The organism is Marinobacter lacisalsi, from assembly GCF_042651045.1.
GTDB lineage: Bacteria > Pseudomonadota > Gammaproteobacteria > Pseudomonadales > Oleiphilaceae > Marinobacter > Marinobacter lacisalsi.
Genome location: NZ_JBHSDI010000053.1, coordinates 15,779 through 37,356, shown reverse-complemented (window position 1 = coordinate 37,356; position 21,578 = coordinate 15,779). Strand labels below are relative to the sequence as shown.

Genomic DNA, 21,578 nt, shown 5'->3' with positions numbered 1-21,578 from the left:
ACCCTCCCGGGTACCTGAAGGAGCCAGTGCCAATGGCGACGCCATGGAGAAGCTGAAAAAACAACTGAGCGACAACCTGTTTCCCAGGTTCCGGCGCCGTCTTGCCGGGGTTGACGCCCTGCCCCAGCTGGCATTACTGGGTTTGCTGTCGGGAGTGGTCACTGGCGCCGTCATCCTGCTTTTCCGTTTCGCCATTGAATGGCCCCTGAGCCACTTTCTTCCCGCCGGCAATGCCGAAAACTTCGAGGCATTGCACTGGCTCACCCGGGGCGCCCTGCCATTGGCTGGGGCTCTGCTGCTCGGGTTGCTGCTGAACCAGCTGGCCAGTCGTGACCGCAAGGTGGGCGTGGTCCATGTCATGGAACGCCTGAATTACCACCAGGGCTACATTCCCCTCCGCAGCGCTGTAATCCAGTTTATTACCGGCGTGACTACCGTGATTACGGGCCAGTCCGCCGGCCGGGAAGGGCCCGCTGTGCACCTGGGCGCCACCTTCTCCAGTCTGATGGGGCAGTATATGCGGCTGCCCAACAACAGCATCCGCACCCTGGTAGCCTGCGGTTGTGCCGCCGCCATATCGGCCTCGTTCAACACCCCGATTGCCGGCGTTATCTTCGCCATGGAAGTGGTGATGATGGAATATACCATCGCCGGTTTCACGCCGATTATCCTGGCGGCGGTCAGTTCGGCCATCGTGACACACGCGGTCTATGGCGCCGAGCCGGCTTTCTCGGTGCCGGCACTGACCATGAACTCGCTGATGGAGATCCCCTGGATCATCGCCATTGCCCTTGTCATCGGGGTGGCGGCGGCCGGCTTTATTCACCTGCTATCGTGGGCCAGCCGCTATCAGCATCGCTCGATCCTGCTGCGGCTCGGGGCCGCCGGCCTGCTGATGGTGCCCTTCGCCATTCTGATTCCGGAAGTAATGGGCATCGGCTACGACACAGTGACCGGCGCCATTTACGGTCAGGTCGGATTCTGGCTGCTGCTGGGAGTGGGCGTTGCGAAACTGGTGGTAACCGCTTTGACCATTGGCCTTGGCATGCCCAGCGGCATCATAGGCCCAACGCTGTTCATCGGCGCTACTCTGGGTGGAGCCATGGGGCTGATCGGTGCCGCGGTGGCCCCGACAGTGACATCCTCGGTGGGCTTCTACGCCATGCTCGGCATGGGGGCCATGATGGGAGCCGTACTGCAGGCCCCGCTGGCGGCGCTGATGGCTCTGCTGGAATTGACCCGCAACCCCAATATCATTCTGCCCGCGATGCTGATCATCACCACCGCCACGCTGGTCACCAGCGAGGTGTTCGGCAAGAAATCGGTGTTCCTGACCATGCTCCAGAACCAGGGGCTCAGCTACCACAACTCTCCCATCGTACAGGCTTTACGACGGGTTTCCGTGGGGGCGATCATGGAGCGCAGCGTTACCCGGACCGACCGGGAGATCACGCTGGATGACGCCCGCAAACTGCTGAAGAATGAACCCAAATGGCTGGTGGTAGAGGGGAACAGCGGCCCCACGGCGGTGTTGCCATCGGCCGACCTCGCCCGCTTTATGGAACACCTGAAAAAACGGGCGTCGGAGGACGACAGGCCCATGCCCGAGGTGATCGACCTGATGGAGATGCCGGCCAACCGCCGCGACATCGCCCCCATCCAGTATCAGGCCACCCTGGAAGAGGCCCTGGACCAGTTCGAGTCGTCACAGGCGGAAGCCCTGTACGTGCAGCGCCAGGTGGCACCGATGATCCAGCGGATCTACGGCGTCGTTCTTAAATCCGATATTGAAAGTTACTACCAATACCGACGGAGCTGACCATGCTTTGGGTAAAAGCCCTGCATATTATTTCACTGGTGTGCTGGTTTGCCGGCATTTTCTACCTGCCCCGCCTGTTCGTGTATCACGCCGCCTGCGAGGACCAGCCGGGGCGCGACCGCTTCAAGGTGATGGAACGCAAGCTCTACCGGGGCATCACCACCCCCTCCATGATCGCCACTGTCGTCTTCGGCATCTGGTTACTGAGCTACAATGTCTCCGGTTATTTCAGCCAGGGCTGGATTCACGCCAAGCTCGCCCTGGTTGCCCTGTTGATCGTCTATCACTTCTACTGCGGCCACCTGGTGAAAGTCTTCCGGGATGACCGAAACCAGCGTAGCCATGTGTTTTATCGGTGGTTCAACGAGTTGCCGGTACTCGCCCTCGTCGCCATCGTTATACTGGCCGTCGTCAAACCCTTCTGAGGAGGTGCGCCATCAAACTTCATCAACGCCCGCATGTGCTGATCCTGTCCGGGCTGGACCCGTCCGGCGGGGCTGGCCTGCAGGCCGACATTCAGGCCGTTACCGCTCTGGGCGGCCACCCCCTGCCGGTGCTCAGTTGTCTGACCGTGCAGGACACCCGCAACGTCTATAACGCAGCTCCGGTGGATGCCGACCTGATCCGCCAGCAGCTGGAGACCCTGGCCGGCGATTGCCGGATCGACGCTGTCAAAACCGGCGCTATGGGCAATGCCGATGTGGCGGGAGTGCTCGCGGATTTTCTCGAGCAGCGTGCTGAGCTGCCGCTGACTCTGGACCCGGTCATCAAGGCCGCAGGCGGGGGCGATCTGGCCGATGAGGCATTGCTGACCGCCATGAAGACCCGGCTCTTCCCCCGGGCCGAGGTTATCACTCCCAATGCCATTGAACTGACCATGCTGGGTGACCGTGACAGCGAAGAGGCAGCCGCGGGTGCGCTGATGGATCAGGGCTGTTCCGGTGTACTGGCCACTGGCGGTCACGGCACCGGCCCCACCATTATCAACGCCCTGTACCGCCCAGGCCAGGCGGTGCGCTACTGGCAGATTGAACGGGTAGGTGGCGAGTACCACGGTACCGGCTGCACCCTGGCAGCCGCTATTGCCGCAGGCCGCGCGGCCGGGCTGACACTGGAAGAGGCTATCGAACAGGCCCAGCGGTTCGTGGCTGGCGCCATCAACCATGCCCTGGCGGTCGGCCATGGGCAACCGGTTCCGGACCGGGGAGCCGCCTGGCCCGGGGAATCATGACCACACCCGTGTTTGCCAAAGGTCTGCGGCCCGGACTTTATGCCATTACCGACGGCAAGCTGCTCCCGGAGGCCAAGCTGGTACCGGCAGTGGAGGCTGCGCTGCGGGGCGGAGCCGTGCTCGTTCAGTACCGGGAGAAGTCGCTGCCCCACTCGGAGCGTTTACGGCAAGCCAGAGCCCTCAACGAGTGCTGCCGGGCCTACGATGTACCACTGATCATCAACGATGACCCGGAGCTGGCGCTGGCCTGCCGTGCCGCCGGTGTTCATCTCGGCCAGCAGGATATCCCCGTGGCGGAAGCCCGCCGCCTGCTCGGAGATGAGGCCATCGTCGGTGCTACCTGCCACGGACAATTGGCACTGGCCGAGCAGGCAGCAAAGCAGGGTGCTGACTACCTGGCCTTTGGCCGCTTCTACTCCTCAGGCACCAAACCCGGCGCTCCGGCTGCAATACCGGACGTGCTTGCACAAGCCAGCCGTTTCGGGCTGCCTTGCACCGCCATCGGGGGTATTACCGTGAACAACGGGGCGCCCCTGATCCGGGCCGGGGCCGACCTGCTGGCGGTTGTCGGGGGCCTGTTCTCGGGTGACATCGCGCAAATCGAGGAGCGGGCCCGGGCCTTCACCCGGCTGTTTGCGGAACACCACCCCCTTTTCAAACTCTGATAGGATTGCGGTCACTTCGTTTACCGAGTCCTGACCGGACTCCCGACTTCACTCTACTCTGGCGACCCCCAAGGAGCCGCAGACATGAACCATTCGGAAACCCTGTTCGAACAGGCACAAAAGTACATCCCCGGCGGTGTAAATTCCCCCGTTCGCGCCTTCAAGGGCGTCGGTGGCACCCCCATCTTCTTCAAGCACGCAGAAGGGGCGTATCTTTATGACGAGGATGACAAGCGTTATATCGACTACGTGGGCTCATGGGGCCCGATGATCGTGGGTCACTCCAACGAGGCTATCAAGCAGGCGCTGCACAAGCAGATTGACCTCGGGGTCGGCTATGGCGCCCCCACGGCCATCGAGACCGAAATGGCCAAGAAAGTCTGCGAACTGGTGCCCTCCATCGAGCTGGTGCGCATGGTGAACAGTGGCACCGAAGCCACCATGAGTGCCGTCCGGCTGGCCCGGGGCTACACCGGTCGTGACAAGATCATCAAGTTCGAGGGCTGCTACCACGGCCATGTCGATTCATTGCTGGTGAAAGCGGGCTCTGGCGCGCTGACCCTGGGCGTGCCCAACTCCCCGGGCATCCCCGCCAGCCTGGCCGAACACACCATCACCCTCACCTATAACGACAGCGAAGGTGTCCGCAAGGCGTTCGAGGAACTCGGTGACCAGGTGGCCGCCGTGATCGTGGAGCCGGTGGCGGGCAATATGAACTGCATTCCGCCGGTGCCCGGTTTCCTGGAGACCCTGCGGAAAGTGTGTGACGAGCACGGCTCAGTACTGATATTTGACGAGGTGATGACCGGTTTCAGGGTGTCTTTGGGCGGTGCCCAGGGCCACTACGGCGTTACCCCGGACCTGACAGCGCTGGGCAAGGTCATCGGTGGCGGCCTGCCGGTGGGGGCGTTCGGCGGCAAGCGCGAAATCATGGAACACATTTCACCGCTGGGGCCGGTGTACCAGGCGGGCACCCTGTCCGGGAACCCTCTGGCCATGACCGCAGGCCTGACCACCCTGAACCTGATCTCCGAGGAAGGGTTCCACGACCGCCTGACCGAGAAAACCGAGACCCTGTGCGAAGGATTTCGACAGGCCGCCGAAAAGACCGGCATTCCGCTGACGGTGCAGAGCGCCGGCGCCATGTTCGGCCTGTTCTTTACCGACGAGCCGGAAGTGAGCCGGTTCGATCAGGTAATGAACTGCGATGTGGAGCGCTTCAAGGCGTTCTTCCAGGGCATGCTGAAAGAAGGCGTGTACCTGGCACCCTCGGCCTTCGAGGCCGGGTTCACCAGCGCGGCGCTCAGTGATGAGGATATCGCACAAACCGTGGCTGCCGCCGAGAGAGTCATGGCGACGCTGTAAAGACGGATTCGGGAAGACCCTCAAAAGGTCTTCCCGACCCCCAGCCACAGGTTATAGCGATCGTAGTCGTACCCGTCCAGGCTGCTCTGGTTCGATTCATAAAGCCACTCACTGCTTACGAACCAGTCTGCCGTCACCTGCCAGTCCACCAGCACGGAAGCCGACCAGCGCTCATCCTCGCGCTCTTCCGAGACCGCCCCACTGGTGGTCTGCCATTGATAGTCCCCCTGGTAGTCACTACGCCGGAAGGCGGTTTTGCCGGTAAGGGTCAGATCCCCGGTCACGGCCTTGCGCCAGCTCAGTTCTATCCGCTGACGAAAAGGCGAGACACTGGACGCATAGTCGGCCTCCCGGATGTTCTCGCGATCGGCCAGCTCCAGTCCCAGCTCAACGCCCAGCACGCCGCCCCACTGGTTCTGCTGAACGCCGGTTTCAAGTTTATATTGCCAGCCGTCATATTCCGGGAACTCAGGCCCACCTGACACAGCCGCCACCTCCAGTTGCGCATAGCAACGGCTCAGCGCTCCACAATCATTCCTCCTGGCCGTGGTACGCACGCCGTAGTAAGACTCAACACGGTCCGAGTGTAGCCACCAGTGGCGCGTAAACACGGTTGCGCGAAGATCAGCGGCCGATAGCCGGGCCTTTCCGCCTAACCCACCCTCCAGCAGGCTCAGATTGGACTCGGACTCCCCGGGAAAGCGCTGATGGTAAGCGAGACCGTTCCAGGACCAGGTTCCGGAGTTTGTGGAGAAGGCGTCGAAATCAGAGCCCAGGACCAGAAGCCCATCGTAATAAACGTCCGCGGACCCAGAGGATGCCGAATCCGGCAACTGGTCAACATTGGAATCGTAGCCGCCCCCTAACATGACAAGCCCCGTCGGACGCGCTTCTGCCGGTGTGCCGGGAGCGGTTAATCGCTCCAGCTGGCGCTGGGATAACCTGCGGATCTTGTCGTTCTGTGATTCGGTGGACAGCGTCAGGAAAAGATCGCGGGCATCCGCCGGGTTCTCGGTGGCCAGGGCGACCAACCCCAGGTTATATCGGGCCAGGTCACGGTGCGGGGTATCCAGAAGCGACTGGAACTCCCGGGCTGCGGCGTCGTATCGTGCCAACTGGTAGTTCGCCACCCCCAGGTTATAGGTCAGTGCCGTGCTATCGACCCCCGACTCCCGAGCTTTGAGGAGGTAGTGCCGGGCCTGACCGGCGTCACCGGCCTGAAACGCCGCTACGCCCTTTTCGAGCAGCAGCGTCCCCTCACCGGCAGACGGCCCCTGTGCATGACAGACCACTGCCGGGAGCAGAAAGAGTGATGCGGAAAGGATGGCCCTGATACCCTGCAAACTGCGCCTCAACCGATAACAAGAAGTCGCACGAAGTCTACCATGCCATCAGCCAAGAGAGCGCGAAATCATCAAGGTCGATTGCTGTTGCCCGGGCGGTCATCAGGAGGTCCGGCGTGATCAGGACGACCCGGCCGGTCAGGGCGGCCAGAGTTTCCGGGCCTGTCGTCCGGCGAGGCTGACCTGCGGGCGTCCGACCGGCGTTCCCGAGCATTGTCTGAAGCTTCCTCACGCACCTCCGAAGGATTGAATTCCGGCCGGTTACGACCCTGCCCCGGAGGCCCGTCGCCCATGAAGGGGTTGTCGGTATTGCGATTGTTTTCAGCCCCGCCGGAGCTGCCCGGACTATCACGGCCAGGTACCGGCTCGGGTAACTCGATTTCCCGGGTAACGGCCCCGGTCAGATCATCGTCGGTCACCATGCGCATGGTGACACCCAGGTCGTCATCGGCAATCGCAATCGGAGACGCCAGACAGAACACAAGACTCCCCAGCACCAATGTCCGGGGACGACAGCCTTGCCACAGATTGCAGATCTTCACCTTGTCTCTCACTCCTTTGCTCCCGGTTGCACCAGCTCACCGGGTATGGGCGTCCGAAATGTTTTCTTGCGATTGCCGTCATCCAGCCTGGCCACCAGCTCCGCCTCCGCCGGATAGAGCACACGTAAAGGCAGGGTCAGCACATTGTCACCGGCGCTGAGGTCCACATGCCAGCTCAGCGAGTGGCGACCGGGGAACGGCTCCAATTCCACATTGTCAGGCAACTCCAGGGTCAACCGGACATTCTCCAGCGGCTCGCTGGAGGAGAACGCGAGGCGAACCTGTCGCACTTCTGGCTCCCAGGTTTCCAGACGGGATGCGGTCTGCTCCATGGTACCGGTGTGATTCCAGTACGTCAGTGGCCAGAGTACCAGAGCAAACAGAACAACCGCCGCCACCGCGATCCCCCTGCGCCAGGAGTTCAGAAAAGGGTTGTGTTCATCCGTGCCGACCGCCCGGAATACCCGCTCCTCGATATCCTCCGCCATGGGCTCGTTCGGGGCGGCTTCAGCCACCAGTCGCTGAACCTCACGAGCCCAATCCAGATAGGTACCGCACGGCCCACAGAAAGCGGCATGGTTGAACAGACGTACCTGATCGTCGCGGGGCAGGTCCCCGGATAACAGCGCATCCATATTGGCCCGCAGTTCCCCGCAACTCATTTCAATCTCCGAATCCATGTGATCAGACATATCTCATCCATCCATTATTTCAGAAGACGCTGGGGCGCCCCCGAGGGTTCCAGTTTATCTTCCACTTTCTGCCTCAGAGCCGAGCGGATCCGGTGCAAACGGGATTTGAGGGTGCCCACGGGCAGGCCCACCACCTCGGAGAGATCATCAAGCCGCCAGTGATCCACATCATGGAGTAACAGCAAGGTTCTGTGATCCGCGGGCAGGGTGTCGAGCAATTCCCGAACCAGGGGTTGCAACCTGTCCTGCTCCAACCTGCCAACCGGGCCAGGTTGCTCGTCCGGCACGGACTCCAGCCAGGACTGCAGTCCCTCGGGGTCAGCAAATTCCCCCTCAAACCGCAACGACCTGCGAGCACGACGCCGCGTATCGTCCACAAACTGGCGGTACAGGACCTTATTAAGCCACGCCCCGGGCCGGTCCAGCGCCTCCAGCTCACCCAGCTTCCCGTAGAGCTTCACCACCACGTCCTGGACAAGGTCTTCCGCATCTTCCCGCTGCCCGGTCAGGCGGTAGGCGAATCGGTACATGGTACCGAGATGTGGCTGCACACGATCTTCAAACCGCTGACGTCGTGAACGCCTAAAAGGAATCAATGCCACTGCGAAGACCTTTGGTGTTGTTACTGCAAACGTGCCTTATACCAGAAAACCCGCCGGACAATAGCGACCCACTGTCCCCGGATACAAACCGTTGCGTTATTCACATTTCATTACAAAAGAAAAACGGAACCCTCCGGCGCCCGATGTCGTGAAAACAACAGGGTGTCAGTCATCCAAGGCCTGTCGACACCCCCAGACTGACAATCGATCGCACATAGCCCTGACTAACAACCAGGCTCGGAGGAGCATTCATGAAATACCCGGTCATCAAGACTCTAAGCATAGCAACTCTGGCTGCGGCCGTAGCCGCCTGTGGTGGCAGTGGTAGCGGTGGAAGTGACAGCGAAGCAACGACTGGCACTGCATCACTGAGCCTGACCGACGCCCCAACCGGCGAGTTTTCAAAAGTGGTGATCACCTTTACTGGCGTCATACTCAAACCTGCCGATGGTGAAGCCATCGAGTTCCCATTTGACCAGCCCAGGGAGCTGGATCTTCTGACCTTGCAGAACGGGGAGACCGCCACACTTCTTGACGAGGTGGAAGTTGCCGCCGGAGAGTATTCGTGGATTCGACTGACCCTCGATGAGGATAACCTTTATGTTGTCGATGACAGTGATGGCAGTGGCGGCCAGAAAACACTCGCGGTTCCGTCGGGCGCACAGACCGGCCTGAAGCTCGTCAGCGGGTTTACTGTGGCCGCCGGAGGCACCCACAACTTCACGATTGACTTTGACGCCCGCAAATCCATTGTCAATCCGCAAGGTAATGGCGTGGCCGATTACTTCCTGAAGCCGGCACTGCGTCTGGTGAACAACCTTGAGGTGGGAGCCATTGTCGGGGAAGTTGATTATGGCAGCATCAATCAGGATGAAAACCTGACGGCCTGCGACTACGAAGGCTCGGTTTATGTCTACGAAGGCACAGACGTTACGCCAACAGACTTGAACGTCAATACCGAGGGCGGCCCCCTGATGTCTGTTCCTGTCAACAATGAGGACCAGACTGGCCTGTACGATTACAAGGCAGCGTTCCTGCCGGCAGGCGACTATACCCTCAGCTATTCCTGCCAGCACGACGATAACGAGCAGGACGATACACTGGAATTCCTGGGAACACAGACCGTGACTGTCGTCGCCAGTGAGGAAGCCACAGCGCAAACCATCCCGCTGGCCGAGTAAACCCTGAGCTCAAACCGACCGTCCGGGAAAGCCCCTGCCCTGCAGGGGCTTTCCCGTTTACAGCTGGCTGGCCCGGCGCTCCGCCTGCTCGGCACCAGCCACGTTGCCCCGTTCGCGACGGATGCTGGCAAGCAGTTCCCAGCCGGCTTTCTGCAGGCGGGTATTGTTGCCGGACAGGGACAGACCCTTCAGGGTGAACTGCTCGGCGGCACCCAGGTTGCCAGTGCGGACGTAGGCCTCTGACAGCTTGAAGTAGACCTGGGCTGATCGTGGCGAGATACGCTGGGCCCGCTCCAGCTGGCTCAGGGCGGCTTCCGGCTTGCCCTGGGCCATCAGGTCATCGGCCTGCTGGATCAGGCTGGCGGCCGCCGGTGACAGGTCATCACCCTGCTCCTGATAGCCCGGGCTCGGAGCACGATCCTCTTCCTCCCGCTCCGGTTGCTCGGAAAGACGCTCGGTACGGTCACGACCATCCTCCTCTACCGTTGGCGGCTGTGGCGCCCGGTCGGTGTCAGGAGACCGGTCACCACCGCCAGGCGGCGCGTAGATATCCGAGGCACAACCGGCCAGGCCCACGGACAGGGCGCCCAGCAACATCAAATTCCGCAAATTCTGAGTCATTCAAACAATCCTTCAAACCAGCCGCGCAGGCGTCTTGAGAAGTCTCCGCCGCACCCTTCAAAGTCCGTCGGCTCGCTGCCGACGATAAAGGGAATCAGCCTCGCATTTTCGCAGTACTCATCAGTGAGCGCCCGCTTTTCACTGTTTACCCAGTGGTACTCTACGCCATCCGGTACCACCGGTGAAAAACTGTGCTGGGGCGCCCGGGCCATGAACCGGGTCCATACCGGCAACGCTCCGGACGACCCGGTAAGCGAGGTGGGGCCATTGTCATCGCGGCCCACCCAGGTCACCGCCAGCAGGTCGCCACTGAATCCCGCGAACCAGCTGTCGCGACCGTCATCCGTGGTGCCGGTCTTGCCAGCCAGGCCCAGGCTGTCGGGTATGGTGTAATAGGCGGACCGGCCAGTGCCTTCCCGCATTACCTCCTGCATGGCGTACTGTACGAGATGCACCGCTGCGGGGTCCGCCACCTGGTTCACCTCCAGATTGTAGCGGTTAAGCACTTCGCCCCGGGCATCGGTCACATCGCGGATCGTGCGCAGGGGGGTGTTGAAGCCGGATGTTGCCAGCCCCTGGTAGATCTGGGCCACAGCCACCGGCTCCAGGTCCACTGACCCGAGAAGCAGGGACGGATAGGGGCTGATGGCGGACGTCACGCCGAAATCCTGCAGGGTTTCGGTCACTGCCGGCACCCCCACGTCGAGACCGACGCGAACCGCCGGCAGGTTCCAGGACCTGGACAGGGCCATATGCAGCGGCACCTCGCCCCGTTGCTTACGGTCAAAGTTGCGGGGCTCCCAACGCTGGCCGTTCTCGAACTCCAGCGCCAGCCCCGAATCCCGCACCGGCGTGATCAGGGTGTAGCGGTCCGGTGCCGACAGTGCTGTCAGGTACACAAACGGCTTTACCAGGGAGCCGATGGGCCTTTTGGCATCAAGGGCACGATTGAATCCGGCAAAGGATGCGTCGCGCCCACCCACCAGTGCCAGCACCTCCCCGCTGTCGCGGGCGGTGACTACCATGGCCGCCTCCAGACGGGTATCGGTGGCTCGCTTGTCCAGCTCATCCAGGGTGCTGGTCACCGCGGTTTCCGCCTGCTCCTGGATCGCCGGATGCAAGGTGGTGAAAATGCGCAGACCTTCACTCTGCAAGTCTTCCTGGCGGTAGTCCCGCGCCAGGTGTCGCCGCACCAGGTCAATGAAGGCCGGATAGCGGTTCTCGGACCAGGACGGCCGGCGGGTGACCCCGAGGGGTTTGGCCCGGGCCTGGCTGGCGGTCTGTGCATCAATACCGCCATGCTGCTCCAGCAGGTCGATCACCAGGTTGCGGCGATTCTCGGCTCGCTCGGGGTTGCGCCGTGGATCGTAGTAGCTGGGCCCCTTGACCATACCCACCAGCAATGCCGACTCGTGCAACTCCAGATCCTGGAAGCGCTTGCGGAAGTAGAACTGTGAGGCCAGGCCGAAGCCGTTGATGCTGCGGTTGCCCGCCTGCCCAAGGTAGACCTCGTTGAGATAGGTTTCCAGGATATCCGGCTTGTCGTAGTGCCACTCCAGCAGCAGCGACATGATGGCTTCATTGCCCTTGCGGATAAGGGTCTGGTCCCGGGTCAGAAAGAAGTTTTTCACCAGTTGCTGGGTCAGCGTACTGCCGCCCTGCACTATCCGCCCTGCCTTGATATTCGCCACCATGGCACGGGCGATTGACAGAGGGGCCACGCCAAAATGATCGTAGAAATTGCGGTCCTCAGTGACCAGCAACGCCTCCTCGAACAGGGGCGGCGCATCGTCCAGGCTCACCAGCACCCGGTCCTCCCGGTGTGCCGGGTAGATGCCACCGATCTCTGCCGGGGCCACGCGAACCACAGGTGACCGGGCACCTTCCAGCACCTGGAAACCGGCCACCCGATTACCGGAGATGGTCAGGGAAAGCCGACGCCGCGGCTCCTCGCCATCCGCAAAGTCGAAGCCCCGGGTGGCAATAATGAAACGGCTGCCATTCTGCTGCCAGGTACCGGCCTGCCGGCCATCGCCGCTGCGGTACCCGGCCAACGCCAGTTCCTGACGCAGGGCGGCAGTGCTTATGCTGGCGCCATCGTACAGTTCCAGCGGACGGGCATAGACCCGGGATGGCACCTCGAAGCGGCGCCCTTCGAAACGGGAAGTAACCACCGCATCCAGGTAGACGGTCCAGCCGGCCAGTAACACCAACATCACCAGCCCCACGCGCCAGAGCAGGGACCAGAGGCGCTGACTGAATCGGGGGCGGGAGTTTCGGGTGGAGGATTTCTTGCGTTTGGGAGGCGATTTCTTAGGCATCCGAGGATTATAACCAAACCGCACCACCCGCCGTCATCCGTTGTCGGTGTTATTTGTGTAATGTGGCCGTTATGATAGGAAGGTCACGGCATTCCGGACCCAACACTGACCAAGGAGCACACTGTGAGCGACGCACCGGCCGCTACCCTGATCGAAAATCTGCAAGATCCGGCGCTATACGACCATCCGGTCGAGGGTTTCCAGGTCCTGGAAACCCACATCTCACAGGTCATTCTTACCGGCGACTATGCCTACAAGATCAAGAAGCCCATGGATTTCGGTTTTCTGGACTTCTCCACCCTCGAAAAGCGACGTCACTTCTGCGAGGAGGAATTGCGCCTCAATCGCCGGCTGGCGGCTCCCCTCTACCTTGAAGTGGTGCCCATTACCGGCTCCCCGGAAGCCCCGCAATTCAATGGCAGTGACGAGCCGTTCGAGTACGCCATCCGTATGCGCCAGTTCCGCCAGGATCAGCTTTTCGACGGCCTTCAGGAGCGGGGCGAACTGACACCGGCACTGCTCAGCGAACTCGCTGAGCAGGCCGCCCGGTTCCACGATCAACTGCCACCGGTGCCGGACGACAAACCCCTGGGCACCCCAGAAGCCGTGTTCATGGCAATGCAGGAAAATTTTGACCAGATCCGGCCCCTGCTCGACAACGATCCGGCGCTGACCGATCAGCTTGCCGCCCTGGAGGGCTGGACCCGCGCCACCTTCGAGCGCCAGCAGGACCTGATCGCCCAACGTCGGGCGGACGGCTTCGTACGCGAATGCCATGGTGACCTGCACCTGGCCAACATCACCACCTACGAAGGCAGGGTCACGGTATTCGACTGCATCGAGTTCAGCGAACCCTTCCGCTGGATTGATGTGATCAACGACCTGGCCTTCCTGCTCATGGACCTGGAGTCCCGACGGGAATTTGCCCTGGCCAGCCATACCCTGAACGCCTACCTGGAATGGCGGGGTGACTTCGATGGCCTGGCCCTGCTGCCGCTGTACAAGGCCTATCGCGCCATGGTGCGGGCCAAGATCGCCCTGTTCACCCGGGGTAACGACGGCCTGTCGCAACAGGAGAAGGACGGCCTGCTGCAGAAATACCGGGACTACGCGAACCTGGCAGAGCACTACACCGAGATCCCCAATCCGTTCCTGCTGGCCACCACCGGGCTGTCCGCCAGCGGCAAATCCACCGTCAGCCACGCCCTGGCCTGCGAACTGAGCCTGGTGCGTCTTCGCTCAGACGTGGAACGCAAGCGCATGGCTGGCATGGGGCCTCTGGACAGCTCCCGATCCGGTATTGGCGAGAACCTGTACACTGAAGAGGCCAACCGCAAGACCTACCACCGCCTGGCGGATCTGTCGAAGCAGTTGCTGCAGGCCGGCTTCGGGGTCATCGTGGACGCCGCCTGCCTGCGGGAAAACGAACGGGAGCTGCTGGACAGTGTCGCGGAGAACCTGGGCATGCCCTTCGCGCTTATCCATTGTGAGGCGCCGGAAGACACCCGCCGTCAGTGGATCCGCGCCCGCCAGGGTGATGCATCCGAGGCTGACGAAACCCTGCTGGAACAACAGAAACAGTGGGAAGAACCGCTGTCCGAACTGGAAAAAACCCACACCATCCACATCCACACCGACGAGAGCCTGGCCGCCGGCGAACTGGCTCACCGTATCCGCGCACACTTCGGAACGGATAGCGGGTTCTGATGGTTGAGGGATACCCCGACGTTGGCTGGGTGACCGTCTGTCCCGATGAGGAAGTGGCTAACGACCAGTTCCGGGAATTCCACCTGGGCGACCAGCCCTGTTTCCTGTTTCGCCGACGGGGCGAGCTCCACGCCTACCGCAACCAGTGTCCGCACCTGGGCATTCCCCTGAACTGGATGCCGGAAAAGTTCATGGACCTGGACAACTGCTTTATACACTGCGCCACCCACGGCGCCCTGTTCACGCCGGAATCCGGTGACTGCATCGCCGGCCCCTGCCAGGGCGACCGACTTATTCCGGTAAAAGTCAGGGTCAGCGGCGGGGTAATAGAAGCCAGCCTATAGAACAACGGGCAGCTCACGGACCAGGGCCAGGCTCCCGGACGGGTTGCCGTCCCGGGCCAGCTCCGCCTGCCACGCCATGAGTTCCACGCCGGCCGCGGAGGCTTCCCGCAGAAGCTTGCCGTAGGCCGGGTCGATATGGTCCGCCGGTCGCACTTCCGTCACGCCGGTATGATTGACACAGAACAGCAGCACCGCTCGATCTCCGGCCCGCACCTGCGCCATCAGCTCCCTCAGGTGCTTCTGGCCACGGAGTGTCACCGCATCGGGGAAATACCCCACCCCGGCTTCACACAGGGTGACGTTCTTCACCTCCACCCAGGCATCGGCCAGTTCCGCGTGATCCGACAGGTACAGGTCAATCCGGCTTTTTTCCTCGCCATAGCGTACTTCCGATCGAACCGAGCCATAGCCCACCAGCGGGGCGATGGCACCCGCCTCTACCGCTGCCCTGGCCTGGGCGTTGGGGCGGACCGTATTGACGCATGCCAGCTCGCCCGGTGCTGTTTCCACCAGTTCCCAGGTATAGCGAAGCTTGCGCTTCGGGTTGCTGGCCGGGCTCAGCCAGACCCGGGCGTCGTCAGGCTGACACCCCATCATGGACCCGGTATTGGGGCAGTGCGCTGTCACCGTTTCGCCATCCGGCAGTCGCACATCCGCAAGAAACCGCTTGTACCGTTTGAGCAGCCGCCCTTCGATGAGATCTTCCGGGAAATTCATGATGTCCCCATGGTCGGTGGTTAGGATGTACAATGTTTGGTTGAAGGTACTGGCACCCCCGCAACAGATCTGCTATTTTCCGCAGATTCCCGAGGGGCCGTAAGGTTCCCGTTTCAGACGGGCGCAGCACACAAGCAACAATACTGTGCCCTTTTGGAGTTTTAATAGAGAGGCCGGGTCACATGGCAAATACCGCAGAACAGACACGCGAGCGTTTTACCAACTTCACCCCCTATGAAGCCAAGAAGGGTGAAGAATACATGAGCCCCGAGATGCTGCAACACTTCCGCGGCCTGCTGATGCAGTGGCGGCAGGAACTCATGGAAGAAGTTGACCGCACCATGCATCACATGCAGGAAGACGCAGCCAATTACGCTGACCCGAGCGATCGCGCCTCCCAGGAAGAAGAGTTCTCACTGGAACTCCGCACCCGTGACCGGGAACGCAAACTGATCAAGAAGATCGACAAGACCATCGACCGTATCGACAAGGACGACTACGGCTTCTGCGACCAGTGCGGCGTCGAGATCGGCATCCGTCGTCTGGAAGCCCGGCCTACCGCCACCCTGTGCATCGACTGCAAGACACTGGCCGAGATCCGCGAGCGCCAGACCGGCATCTGACCCCTTCGGTTCCACATCAACGTGAGGGTCAGCCGGCCCTCACGCAGGAATGCCTTCCATGACCGCTTCCGGGTATCGCGGGCGTTTTGCCCCCTCGCCCACTGGCCCTCTGCATTTTGGCTCACTGGTCACCGCTGTTGCCAGCTACCTTGAAGCCCACAGTCGCAACGGCGAGTGGCTGGTAAGAATCGAAGATCTGGACCCCCTGCGGGAGAGCCCGGAGGCAGCGGACCAGATCCTCCACAGCCTGACACGGCACGAGCTTCACTGGCACGGCGACGTCCGTTACCAGTCGACCCGACTCGATGGTTACCGGCAACTGGCAAACCAGCTGGTGGAACGTGGCCGGGCCTACTACTGCGGCTGTTCCCGCAAGGAACTGAAGGCCAGCGACGGGCACCACCCGTATCACTGCCGCACGGGCGGCCCCCTGCCCCCGGACAGACCTCTGGCCATCCGCTTTACCCTCAACAACGAAAACGCCCACTGGTATGACCGAATTCTTGGAGCTCAGCACCAGAGCGTCCGGGCCGAGGTGGACGACCCGGTGATCATCCGCAAGGAAGGTTTCGTGGCTTACCAGCTGGCCGTGGTGGTGGACGACATCGACCAGGGCATCACGGATGTGGTCCGGGGCTCCGACCTGCTGGAAACCACAGCCCAGCAACGTCAGATATGCCAGGCCCTGAATGGCACTTCTCCCGACTGGGCCCATATTCCGGTGGTACTCAACCGTCAGGGCCAGAAGCTGAGCAAGCAGAACCATGCTCCGGCACTGGATGACACCCGGCCCGGACGGAACCTCTGGCACGCTCTGTCAACGCTCGGCCAACACCCCCCGCAAACGCTTCAGAACGATACACCAGAGCGGATACTTGGCTGGGCCCTGGCACACTGGTCGCTTGACCACATCCCCCTGCAGCACACCCGGGAGCCGTGAATTCGCTCTTCCGGGGCCGGGGCCAAGACGGGCACACTGACAGTCACCCCTGGCCCATGGTATAAACCCGGGGATCAACGGCCCGGGTAAACATCTGATGTATATCTATCGCCTGGTTTTTCTGCTGATTCTGGCTGTGTATATCTTTTCACCGAACATTCTGGACTGGTGGGTATCACCGGATAACGCCTGGTACTCCCCCTACCTCTTCTGGAGCAGCCTCATTGCCGTAGGCATCTGGCTGGAATGGCAACGGGACCCCAATGAGTTTTAGCCTGCCAGTACTGATTGTTATCAGCCTGGGTTACCTGCTGACGCTGTTCGGTATCGCCCATGCGACCGAACGGGGCCGGCTGCCCGGTCGCTGGGCTCGAAACCCGCTGGTCTATACCCTCAGTCTCGGCGTCTATGCCGGCACCTGGGCTGTGTACGGGGCTGTCGGTGTGGCCGCCGAATATGGTTATGGCTTCCTGGCCTATTACCTGGGCATCAGCGGTGCCTTCCTGCTGGCGCCGGTGCTGCTTAACCCGATCATGCGCATTGGCCGAGCCTACCAGCTCACCTCACTGGCGGACCTGTTTGCCTTCCGGTACCGCAGTCAGTGGGCCGGCACCCTGGTGACTCTCACCACCGGCGTATCACTGATGGCCCTGCTTAGCATGCAGATCAAGGCGGTGGCGGACAGCGCCAACCTGCTCACACCGGCCGCATCACCGGAAGTCATCAGCTTCCTGTTCAGCTTTATCGTGGTGCTGTTTGCCATGTTGTTCGGTTCCCGCCGGGACCAGACATCGGGCAGCCACCAGGGGCTGGTAGTCGCCATCGCCTTCGACTCCATCGTCAAACTCGTTGCGATGCTGTTATTGGGTGGCACCATCCTGTTCTCGGTGTTCGACGGCCTGAGCGGCCTGGAGGAGTGGCTGGCGATTCCCTCGAGTGGTGCCAGTGCACTGAGCCTGACTGTCGACGACGGCAGCTGGCGGGCTCTGATGCTGATGTCCTTTGCCGGCGCGCTGGTGCTGCCGCACATGTATCACATGATCTTCAGCGAAAACCCGAGCCCCCGGTCGCTGTCACGGGCAAGCTGGGGGCTTCCCCTCTACCTGTTGCTGCTGGGCCTGCCGGTACCGCTGATTCTCTGGGGCGGCATGGCCCTGCCGGTCAGCGACGAGCCCACACTCTTTGCCATCAGCACCGCCCAGGCCCTGGGCAGCCCATGGCTGACCATACTGATGTACATTGCCGGCCTGTCCGCTGCCAGCGGACTGATGATTGTCAGCACCCTGGCCCTGGCCGGCATGGTACTGAACCATGTGGTGCTGCCCCTGCGCACCCCCAGGGACCAGGCGGACATCTACCGCTGGCTGCGCTGGACCAAGCGCATGCTCATCGCCATTATCATTTTCGCGGCGCTGCTGTTCCACGAATTGCTCGGGCGCGACCTCGACCTGTCCACCCTGGGCATACTGGCCCTGTCCGGGGTGCTGCATCTGCTACCCGGGGCACTGGGGGTGATCTACTGGCCAGAGGGCAACCGCAAGGGGCTGATCAGCGGCCTGCTTGCGGGCCTGTTCCTGTGGACGGTCACCCTGGTGCTGCCACTGTCCCATGCCGCCGAGCCGCTGAACTGGCTGCCGATCACGCCGGAATACGACAGCTGGCATATCTTTACCTTTATCAGCCTGGGCGTGAACATCGTCATTTTCGCCCTGGTGTCCATCATCAGTCCCACCAGCCCGGAGGAAACCGGGGCAGCCCAGGCCTGTTCGCTGGGGGCCCTGTCCCGCCCACAACGGCGGGAGCTGATTGCCGCTTCGTCAGCGGATTTTGTGCGCCAGCTTGCCGAGCCACTCGGTTTCAACGTCGCCAAGCGGGAAGTGGTCAGGGCCCTCGAACAGCTGGAGCTGCCGCCGGTGGAATACCGCCCCTACCAGCTACGCCGGCTGCGTGACCAGATCGAGATCAATCTCTCCGGCCTGATGGGGCCATCCGTGGCCCAGGACCTGGTACAACGCCACCTGGGCTTCAAACCCATGGCGAGCAGTCGCACAGCCCAGGACATACAGTATGTGGAGCGGGCCCTGGGGGAATACGAAAACCGCCTCACCGGCCTTGCCGGCGAGCTGGACAACCTGCGGCGCCACTACCGGCAGACCCTGCAGAACCTGCCCATACCCGCCTGTTCGGTAGGAGACGACGGTGAAATCCTGATGTGGAACCAGGCCATGGCTGAGCTGACCAGCATTTCCGCCGACGAGGTGGTCGGCGCACGCCTGCTGGCCCTGCCCGCCCACTGGCGGGACCTGCTGGAAGAGTTTGTCCTGGGCCCTGACCTGCGACGCTACAAGCATCGCCTGGACCTCAAGGGGCGACCCCACTGGCTGAACCTGCACAAGGCGGCGCTGGCTGGCCCGGATCACCCCGAAGGGGGCAGCATCATTCTGGTGGAAGACCAGACCGAAACCCGTCTGCTGGAAGACGAGCTGATGCACAGCGAGCGCCTGGCGTCAGTCGGTCGGCTGGCGGCCGGGGTGGCCCATGAGGTGGGCAACCCGGTCACCGGCATCTCCTCCCTGGCCCAGAACCTGAAACTGGAGACTGACAATCCGGACATCCTGGAAACCGCCGACCAGATCCAGCAACAGACCCGGCGTATTTCCAACATCCTGCAATCGCTGATGAACTTTGCCCGTACCGGCAACCACGCACAGGCCAACCGCTATGAGCCGGTGCGAATCCGCCGCTGTGTGGACGAATCCATAAACCTGCTGTCCCTGAGCGACAGGGGGCGCGGCGTTGACTACATCAACGACTGCCCCGAGGATGTGATGATTCTCGGTGACGAACAGCGGCTGGTGCAGGTCTTTGTCAACCTGCTGGCCAACGCCCGGGACGCGTCACCGGCGGGTGGGCGCATCACGGTCAGTGGAAACCGCGACGAATACTCCGCTATTATCGAGGTCGCCGACGAAGGAACCGGCATACCCACTGAACAGCTCGACCATATCTTCGAGCCTTTCTATACCACCAAGGGCGCCAACCAGGGCACTGGCCTGGGGCTGTCACTGGTGTACAGCATTATCGAGGAACACTACGGCACCATCAGCGTTGAGAGTCCCGCCGACACGGAGAGCGGGCGTGGTACTCTGATGCGGCTGAAACTACCCGCCTACGAGGCCGACAGCAATGACGGTGATGAAGGGGATGACCAAGGGGCATGACAGATACGATGCATCGCATACTGATTGTAGAAGACGAAGAGATTATCCGCTCAGCCCTGCGCAAGCTGCTTCAGCACAACGGCTATGAGGTAGCGGTTGCCGAGTCGGTGGAAGGTGCCACCGGCGAGTACGATCTTGACGCTTTCGACCTCATCATCTCCGATCTGCGCCTGCCCGGTGAAGCCGGCACCAGCCTGATCGGACATGCCCCCGGGGTGCCGGTGCTGATCATGACCAGCTATGCCAGCCTGCGCTCGGCCGTGGACTCCATGAAAAAAGGGGCTGTTGAGTACATTGCCAAGCCTTTTGACCACGATGAGATGCTGGCCGCAGTCGAGGGTATTCTGGCGGAGAACACCCGCCCGGCGGAAGCCGGCGACGACGAGGCCACCAAATCCGACAACACCGGCAGCGACCCGGCCGACATCATGTACGGTCAATGCGCGGCCATGCAGCGGGTATTTACCCTGATCCGCAAAGTGGCCCCCACCGAAACCACCGTACTGATCCAGGGCGAATCCGGTACCGGCAAGGAACTGGCCGCCAGGGCTCTGCACCTGTTGTCCCCGCGGGCCAGCCATCCGCTGATCTCGGTGAACTGCGCGGCGATCCCGGAAAGCCTGATCGAATCAGAACTTTTCGGCCATGAGAAGGGCGCGTTCACCGGTGCGGTGTCGGCCCGTACCGGCCTGATTGAGGCCGCCGATGGTGGCAGCCTGTTCCTGGACGAGATTGGTGAGCTGCCCCCCGAAGCCCAGGCCCGGTTGCTGCGAGTGCTGCAGGAAGGAGAGATCCGCAAGGTCGGCTCCACCCAGAGCCGCCAGGTCAGCGTGCGGATGATTGCCGCCACCCACCGCAACCTCAAGGCCATGACCCGCACCGGCGAGTTCCGGGAAGATCTTTACTATCGCCTGAACGTCATGCAGATCCGCATCCCGCCCCTGCGGGAACGCCAGGGCGATGTGCTGGGCCTGTCCAAACGCTTCCTGGCCCGGCAGGCAGACAGGATGAACAAACCTGGCCTCAGCCTGACTCCCGAGGCCATGAAAGCCATGGAGCGCCATCGCTGGCCCGGCAACGTGAGGGAACTGGAAAACGCCATCGAGCGGGCTTCTATCCTGGCGGACGGTGATGTCATCACCCCGGACCAGCTGGACCTGGATATAGAGACCGGTGACGACTACGCCATTCCCAGCAGCCTGGTGGAAGGCGACAATGAGCAGACGCGACCGCCATCACGGGAGGCCGACTCAGGCAGCGACCTGTCTCTGGAGGATTATTTCCAGCACTTCGTACTGGAGAATCAGGACCGCATGAGCGAAACCGAGCTGGCGCAGAAGCTGGGCATCAGCCGCAAATCCCTGTGGGAGCGCCGGCAACGCCTGGGCATACCACGCAAGAAAAGCTGACCCCCACCCCACATTGTCGGTTGATCATCCCCCCCCTCCTCGCTTACCCGCACCAATGCCCGATGGTTACCACGGTGTTACCGGCTGCTCTCCCCTCGGTAACACTTGGGGTGTTACCCGGTGTTACCGCACGAAACACGACATAATGGAAAACCGAGACATGAGTAACACTAACCGCGGATTTTTTATTCCTAAAACCCATTAGAAATTACTATATTGTTGTTTTTTAAGTTAT

At 61.8% G+C, this 21,578-nt stretch carries 20 protein-coding genes; 13 read left to right on the top strand and 7 right to left on the bottom strand.

Annotation, left to right across the window (positions count from 1 at the left end; translation table 11 throughout):
- Positions 1-43: 43 nt before the first annotated feature.
- The 5 genes from ACFOZ5_RS14690 to hemL all read left to right on the top strand — a co-directional run bounded on the left by ACFOZ5_RS14690 (position 44) and on the right by hemL (position 5,080).
- Positions 44-1,819, top strand: a complete 1,776-nt coding sequence (locus ACFOZ5_RS14690; protein WP_379888636.1) for a chloride channel protein — start codon at positions 44-46, stop codon at positions 1,817-1,819.
- Complete coding sequence (hemJ, locus tag ACFOZ5_RS14685; protein WP_379888634.1) at positions 1,816-2,244, top strand: protoporphyrinogen oxidase HemJ; 429 nt, start codon at positions 1,816-1,818, stop codon at positions 2,242-2,244. The genes ACFOZ5_RS14690 and hemJ overlap by 4 nt, the downstream gene beginning before the upstream one ends.
- 38 nt (positions 2,245-2,282) lie before the next feature.
- Positions 2,283-3,050, top strand: a complete 768-nt coding sequence (gene thiD, locus ACFOZ5_RS14680; RefSeq protein ID WP_379888632.1) for a bifunctional hydroxymethylpyrimidine kinase/phosphomethylpyrimidine kinase — start codon at positions 2,283-2,285, stop codon at positions 3,048-3,050.
- Entirely contained in the window at positions 3,047-3,715 is a 669-nt protein-coding gene (thiE, locus tag ACFOZ5_RS14675; protein WP_379888614.1) for a thiamine phosphate synthase, read from the top strand. The genes thiD and thiE overlap by 4 nt, the downstream gene beginning before the upstream one ends.
- Before the next feature lie 84 nt (positions 3,716-3,799).
- Positions 3,800-5,080, top strand: coding sequence for a glutamate-1-semialdehyde 2,1-aminomutase (hemL, locus tag ACFOZ5_RS14670; protein ID WP_379888612.1), 1,281 nt, complete (start codon positions 3,800-3,802; stop codon positions 5,078-5,080).
- A gap of 20 nt (positions 5,081-5,100) precedes the next feature.
- Here the strand turns inward: hemL and ACFOZ5_RS14665 are convergent, their stop codons facing one another.
- The 4 genes from ACFOZ5_RS14665 to ACFOZ5_RS14650 form a co-directional block, all read right to left on the bottom strand.
- Positions 5,101-6,423, bottom strand: a complete 1,323-nt coding sequence (locus tag ACFOZ5_RS14665) for a tetratricopeptide repeat protein (protein ID WP_379888610.1) — start codon at positions 6,421-6,423, stop codon at positions 5,101-5,103.
- 71 nt (positions 6,424-6,494) lie between these two features.
- A complete protein-coding gene (locus tag ACFOZ5_RS14660) occupies positions 6,495-6,977 on the bottom strand; it encodes a hypothetical protein (RefSeq protein ID WP_379888608.1) in 483 nt (160 codons plus the stop codon).
- Entirely contained in the window at positions 6,974-7,657 is a 684-nt protein-coding gene (locus tag ACFOZ5_RS14655; protein ID WP_379888606.1) for an anti-sigma factor family protein, read from the bottom strand. Before ACFOZ5_RS14655 ends, ACFOZ5_RS14660 begins: the two co-directional genes overlap by 4 nt.
- 14 nt (positions 7,658-7,671) lie before the next feature.
- Positions 7,672-8,208, bottom strand: a complete 537-nt coding sequence (locus ACFOZ5_RS14650; RefSeq protein ID WP_379888604.1) for an RNA polymerase sigma factor — start codon at positions 8,206-8,208, stop codon at positions 7,672-7,674.
- 302 nt (positions 8,209-8,510) lie between these two features.
- Between ACFOZ5_RS14650 and ACFOZ5_RS14645 the strand changes: the two genes are divergently transcribed.
- Complete coding sequence (locus ACFOZ5_RS14645; protein ID WP_379888602.1) at positions 8,511-9,440, top strand: DUF4382 domain-containing protein; 930 nt, start codon at positions 8,511-8,513, stop codon at positions 9,438-9,440.
- A gap of 57 nt (positions 9,441-9,497) precedes the next feature.
- On the opposite strand, the gene ACFOZ5_RS14640 is transcribed toward ACFOZ5_RS14645, so the two are convergent.
- Positions 9,498-10,061: a tetratricopeptide repeat protein gene (locus ACFOZ5_RS14640; protein WP_379888600.1), complete on the bottom strand. Its 564-nt coding sequence runs from the start codon at positions 10,059-10,061 to the stop codon at positions 9,498-9,500.
- Positions 10,058-12,382, bottom strand: a complete 2,325-nt coding sequence (gene mrcB, locus ACFOZ5_RS14635; RefSeq protein WP_379888598.1) for a penicillin-binding protein 1B — start codon at positions 12,380-12,382, stop codon at positions 10,058-10,060. The genes ACFOZ5_RS14640 and mrcB overlap by 4 nt, the downstream gene beginning before the upstream one ends.
- Before the next feature lie 123 nt (positions 12,383-12,505).
- Here mrcB and ACFOZ5_RS14630 point away from each other — a divergent pair, with 123 nt between their 5' ends.
- Positions 12,506-14,089, top strand: a complete 1,584-nt coding sequence (locus tag ACFOZ5_RS14630) for a bifunctional aminoglycoside phosphotransferase/ATP-binding protein (RefSeq protein ID WP_379888596.1) — start codon at positions 12,506-12,508, stop codon at positions 14,087-14,089.
- A complete protein-coding gene (locus ACFOZ5_RS14625) occupies positions 14,089-14,433 on the top strand; it encodes a Rieske (2Fe-2S) protein (RefSeq protein WP_379888595.1) in 345 nt (114 codons plus the stop codon). Before ACFOZ5_RS14630 ends, ACFOZ5_RS14625 begins: the two co-directional genes overlap by 1 nt.
- Here ACFOZ5_RS14625 and sfsA read toward each other — a convergent pair.
- Positions 14,428-15,150 (bottom strand): DNA/RNA nuclease SfsA, encoded by a 723-nt coding sequence (sfsA, locus tag ACFOZ5_RS14620; RefSeq protein ID WP_379888594.1) that lies wholly within the window; start codon positions 15,148-15,150, stop codon positions 14,428-14,430. The two genes, ACFOZ5_RS14625 and sfsA, sit on opposite strands and share 6 nt — an antisense overlap.
- A gap of 182 nt (positions 15,151-15,332) precedes the next feature.
- Between sfsA and dksA the strand changes: the two genes are divergently transcribed.
- The 5 genes from dksA to ACFOZ5_RS14595 all read left to right on the top strand — a co-directional run bounded on the left by dksA (position 15,333) and on the right by ACFOZ5_RS14595 (position 21,343).
- The gene (gene dksA / locus ACFOZ5_RS14615; RefSeq protein WP_379888592.1) at positions 15,333-15,773 is read left to right on the top strand and encodes an RNA polymerase-binding protein DksA; all 441 of its coding nucleotides are present in this window, start codon (positions 15,333-15,335) and stop codon (positions 15,771-15,773) included.
- A 58-nt stretch (positions 15,774-15,831) separates the two neighbouring features.
- Positions 15,832-16,713 (top strand): tRNA glutamyl-Q(34) synthetase GluQRS, encoded by an 882-nt coding sequence (gene gluQRS, locus ACFOZ5_RS14610; protein WP_379888590.1) that lies wholly within the window; start codon positions 15,832-15,834, stop codon positions 16,711-16,713.
- A gap of 97 nt (positions 16,714-16,810) precedes the next feature.
- On the top strand, positions 16,811-16,987 hold the full coding sequence (locus ACFOZ5_RS14605) for a hypothetical protein (protein WP_379888588.1): 177 nt from the start codon (positions 16,811-16,813) through the stop codon (positions 16,985-16,987).
- Positions 16,977-19,934, top strand: coding sequence for an ATP-binding protein (locus ACFOZ5_RS14600; RefSeq protein ID WP_379888586.1), 2,958 nt, complete (start codon positions 16,977-16,979; stop codon positions 19,932-19,934). Before ACFOZ5_RS14605 ends, ACFOZ5_RS14600 begins: the two co-directional genes overlap by 11 nt.
- Positions 19,935-19,942: 8 nt before the next feature.
- Positions 19,943-21,343: a sigma-54-dependent transcriptional regulator gene (locus ACFOZ5_RS14595; RefSeq protein ID WP_379888630.1), complete on the top strand. Its 1,401-nt coding sequence runs from the start codon at positions 19,943-19,945 to the stop codon at positions 21,341-21,343.
- Positions 21,344-21,578 lie beyond the last annotated feature (235 nt).

What these genes read in the sequence shown, in the direction of transcription:
- ACFOZ5_RS14690 (WP_379888636.1), top strand. Translation starts at nt 44, where the DNA reads ATGGAGAAGCTGAAAAAACAACTGAGCGACAACCTGTTTCCCAGGTTC.
- thiE (WP_379888614.1), top strand. Translation starts at nt 3,047, where the DNA reads ATGACCACACCCGTGTTTGCCAAAGGTCTGCGGCCCGGACTTTATGCC.
- hemL (WP_379888612.1), top strand. Translation starts at nt 3,800, where the DNA reads ATGAACCATTCGGAAACCCTGTTCGAACAGGCACAAAAGTACATCCCC.
- ACFOZ5_RS14655 (WP_379888606.1), bottom strand. Translation starts at nt 7,657, where the DNA reads ATGTCTGATCACATGGATTCGGAGATTGAAATGAGTTGCGGGGAACTG.
- ACFOZ5_RS14645 (WP_379888602.1), top strand. Translation starts at nt 8,511, where the DNA reads ATGAAATACCCGGTCATCAAGACTCTAAGCATAGCAACTCTGGCTGCG.
- ACFOZ5_RS14640 (WP_379888600.1), bottom strand. Translation starts at nt 10,061, where the DNA reads ATGACTCAGAATTTGCGGAATTTGATGTTGCTGGGCGCCCTGTCCGTG.
- mrcB (WP_379888598.1), bottom strand. Translation starts at nt 12,382, where the DNA reads ATGCCTAAGAAATCGCCTCCCAAACGCAAGAAATCCTCCACCCGAAAC.
- ACFOZ5_RS14625 (WP_379888595.1), top strand. Translation starts at nt 14,089, where the DNA reads ATGGTTGAGGGATACCCCGACGTTGGCTGGGTGACCGTCTGTCCCGAT.
- sfsA (WP_379888594.1), bottom strand. Translation starts at nt 15,150, where the DNA reads ATGAATTTCCCGGAAGATCTCATCGAAGGGCGGCTGCTCAAACGGTAC.
- dksA (WP_379888592.1), top strand. Translation starts at nt 15,333, where the DNA reads ATGGCAAATACCGCAGAACAGACACGCGAGCGTTTTACCAACTTCACC.
- gluQRS (WP_379888590.1), top strand. Translation starts at nt 15,832, where the DNA reads ATGACCGCTTCCGGGTATCGCGGGCGTTTTGCCCCCTCGCCCACTGGC.
- ACFOZ5_RS14605 (WP_379888588.1), top strand. Translation starts at nt 16,811, where the DNA reads ATGTATATCTATCGCCTGGTTTTTCTGCTGATTCTGGCTGTGTATATC.
- ACFOZ5_RS14600 (WP_379888586.1), top strand. Translation starts at nt 16,977, where the DNA reads ATGAGTTTTAGCCTGCCAGTACTGATTGTTATCAGCCTGGGTTACCTG.
- ACFOZ5_RS14595 (WP_379888630.1), top strand. Translation starts at nt 19,943, where the DNA reads ATGCATCGCATACTGATTGTAGAAGACGAAGAGATTATCCGCTCAGCC.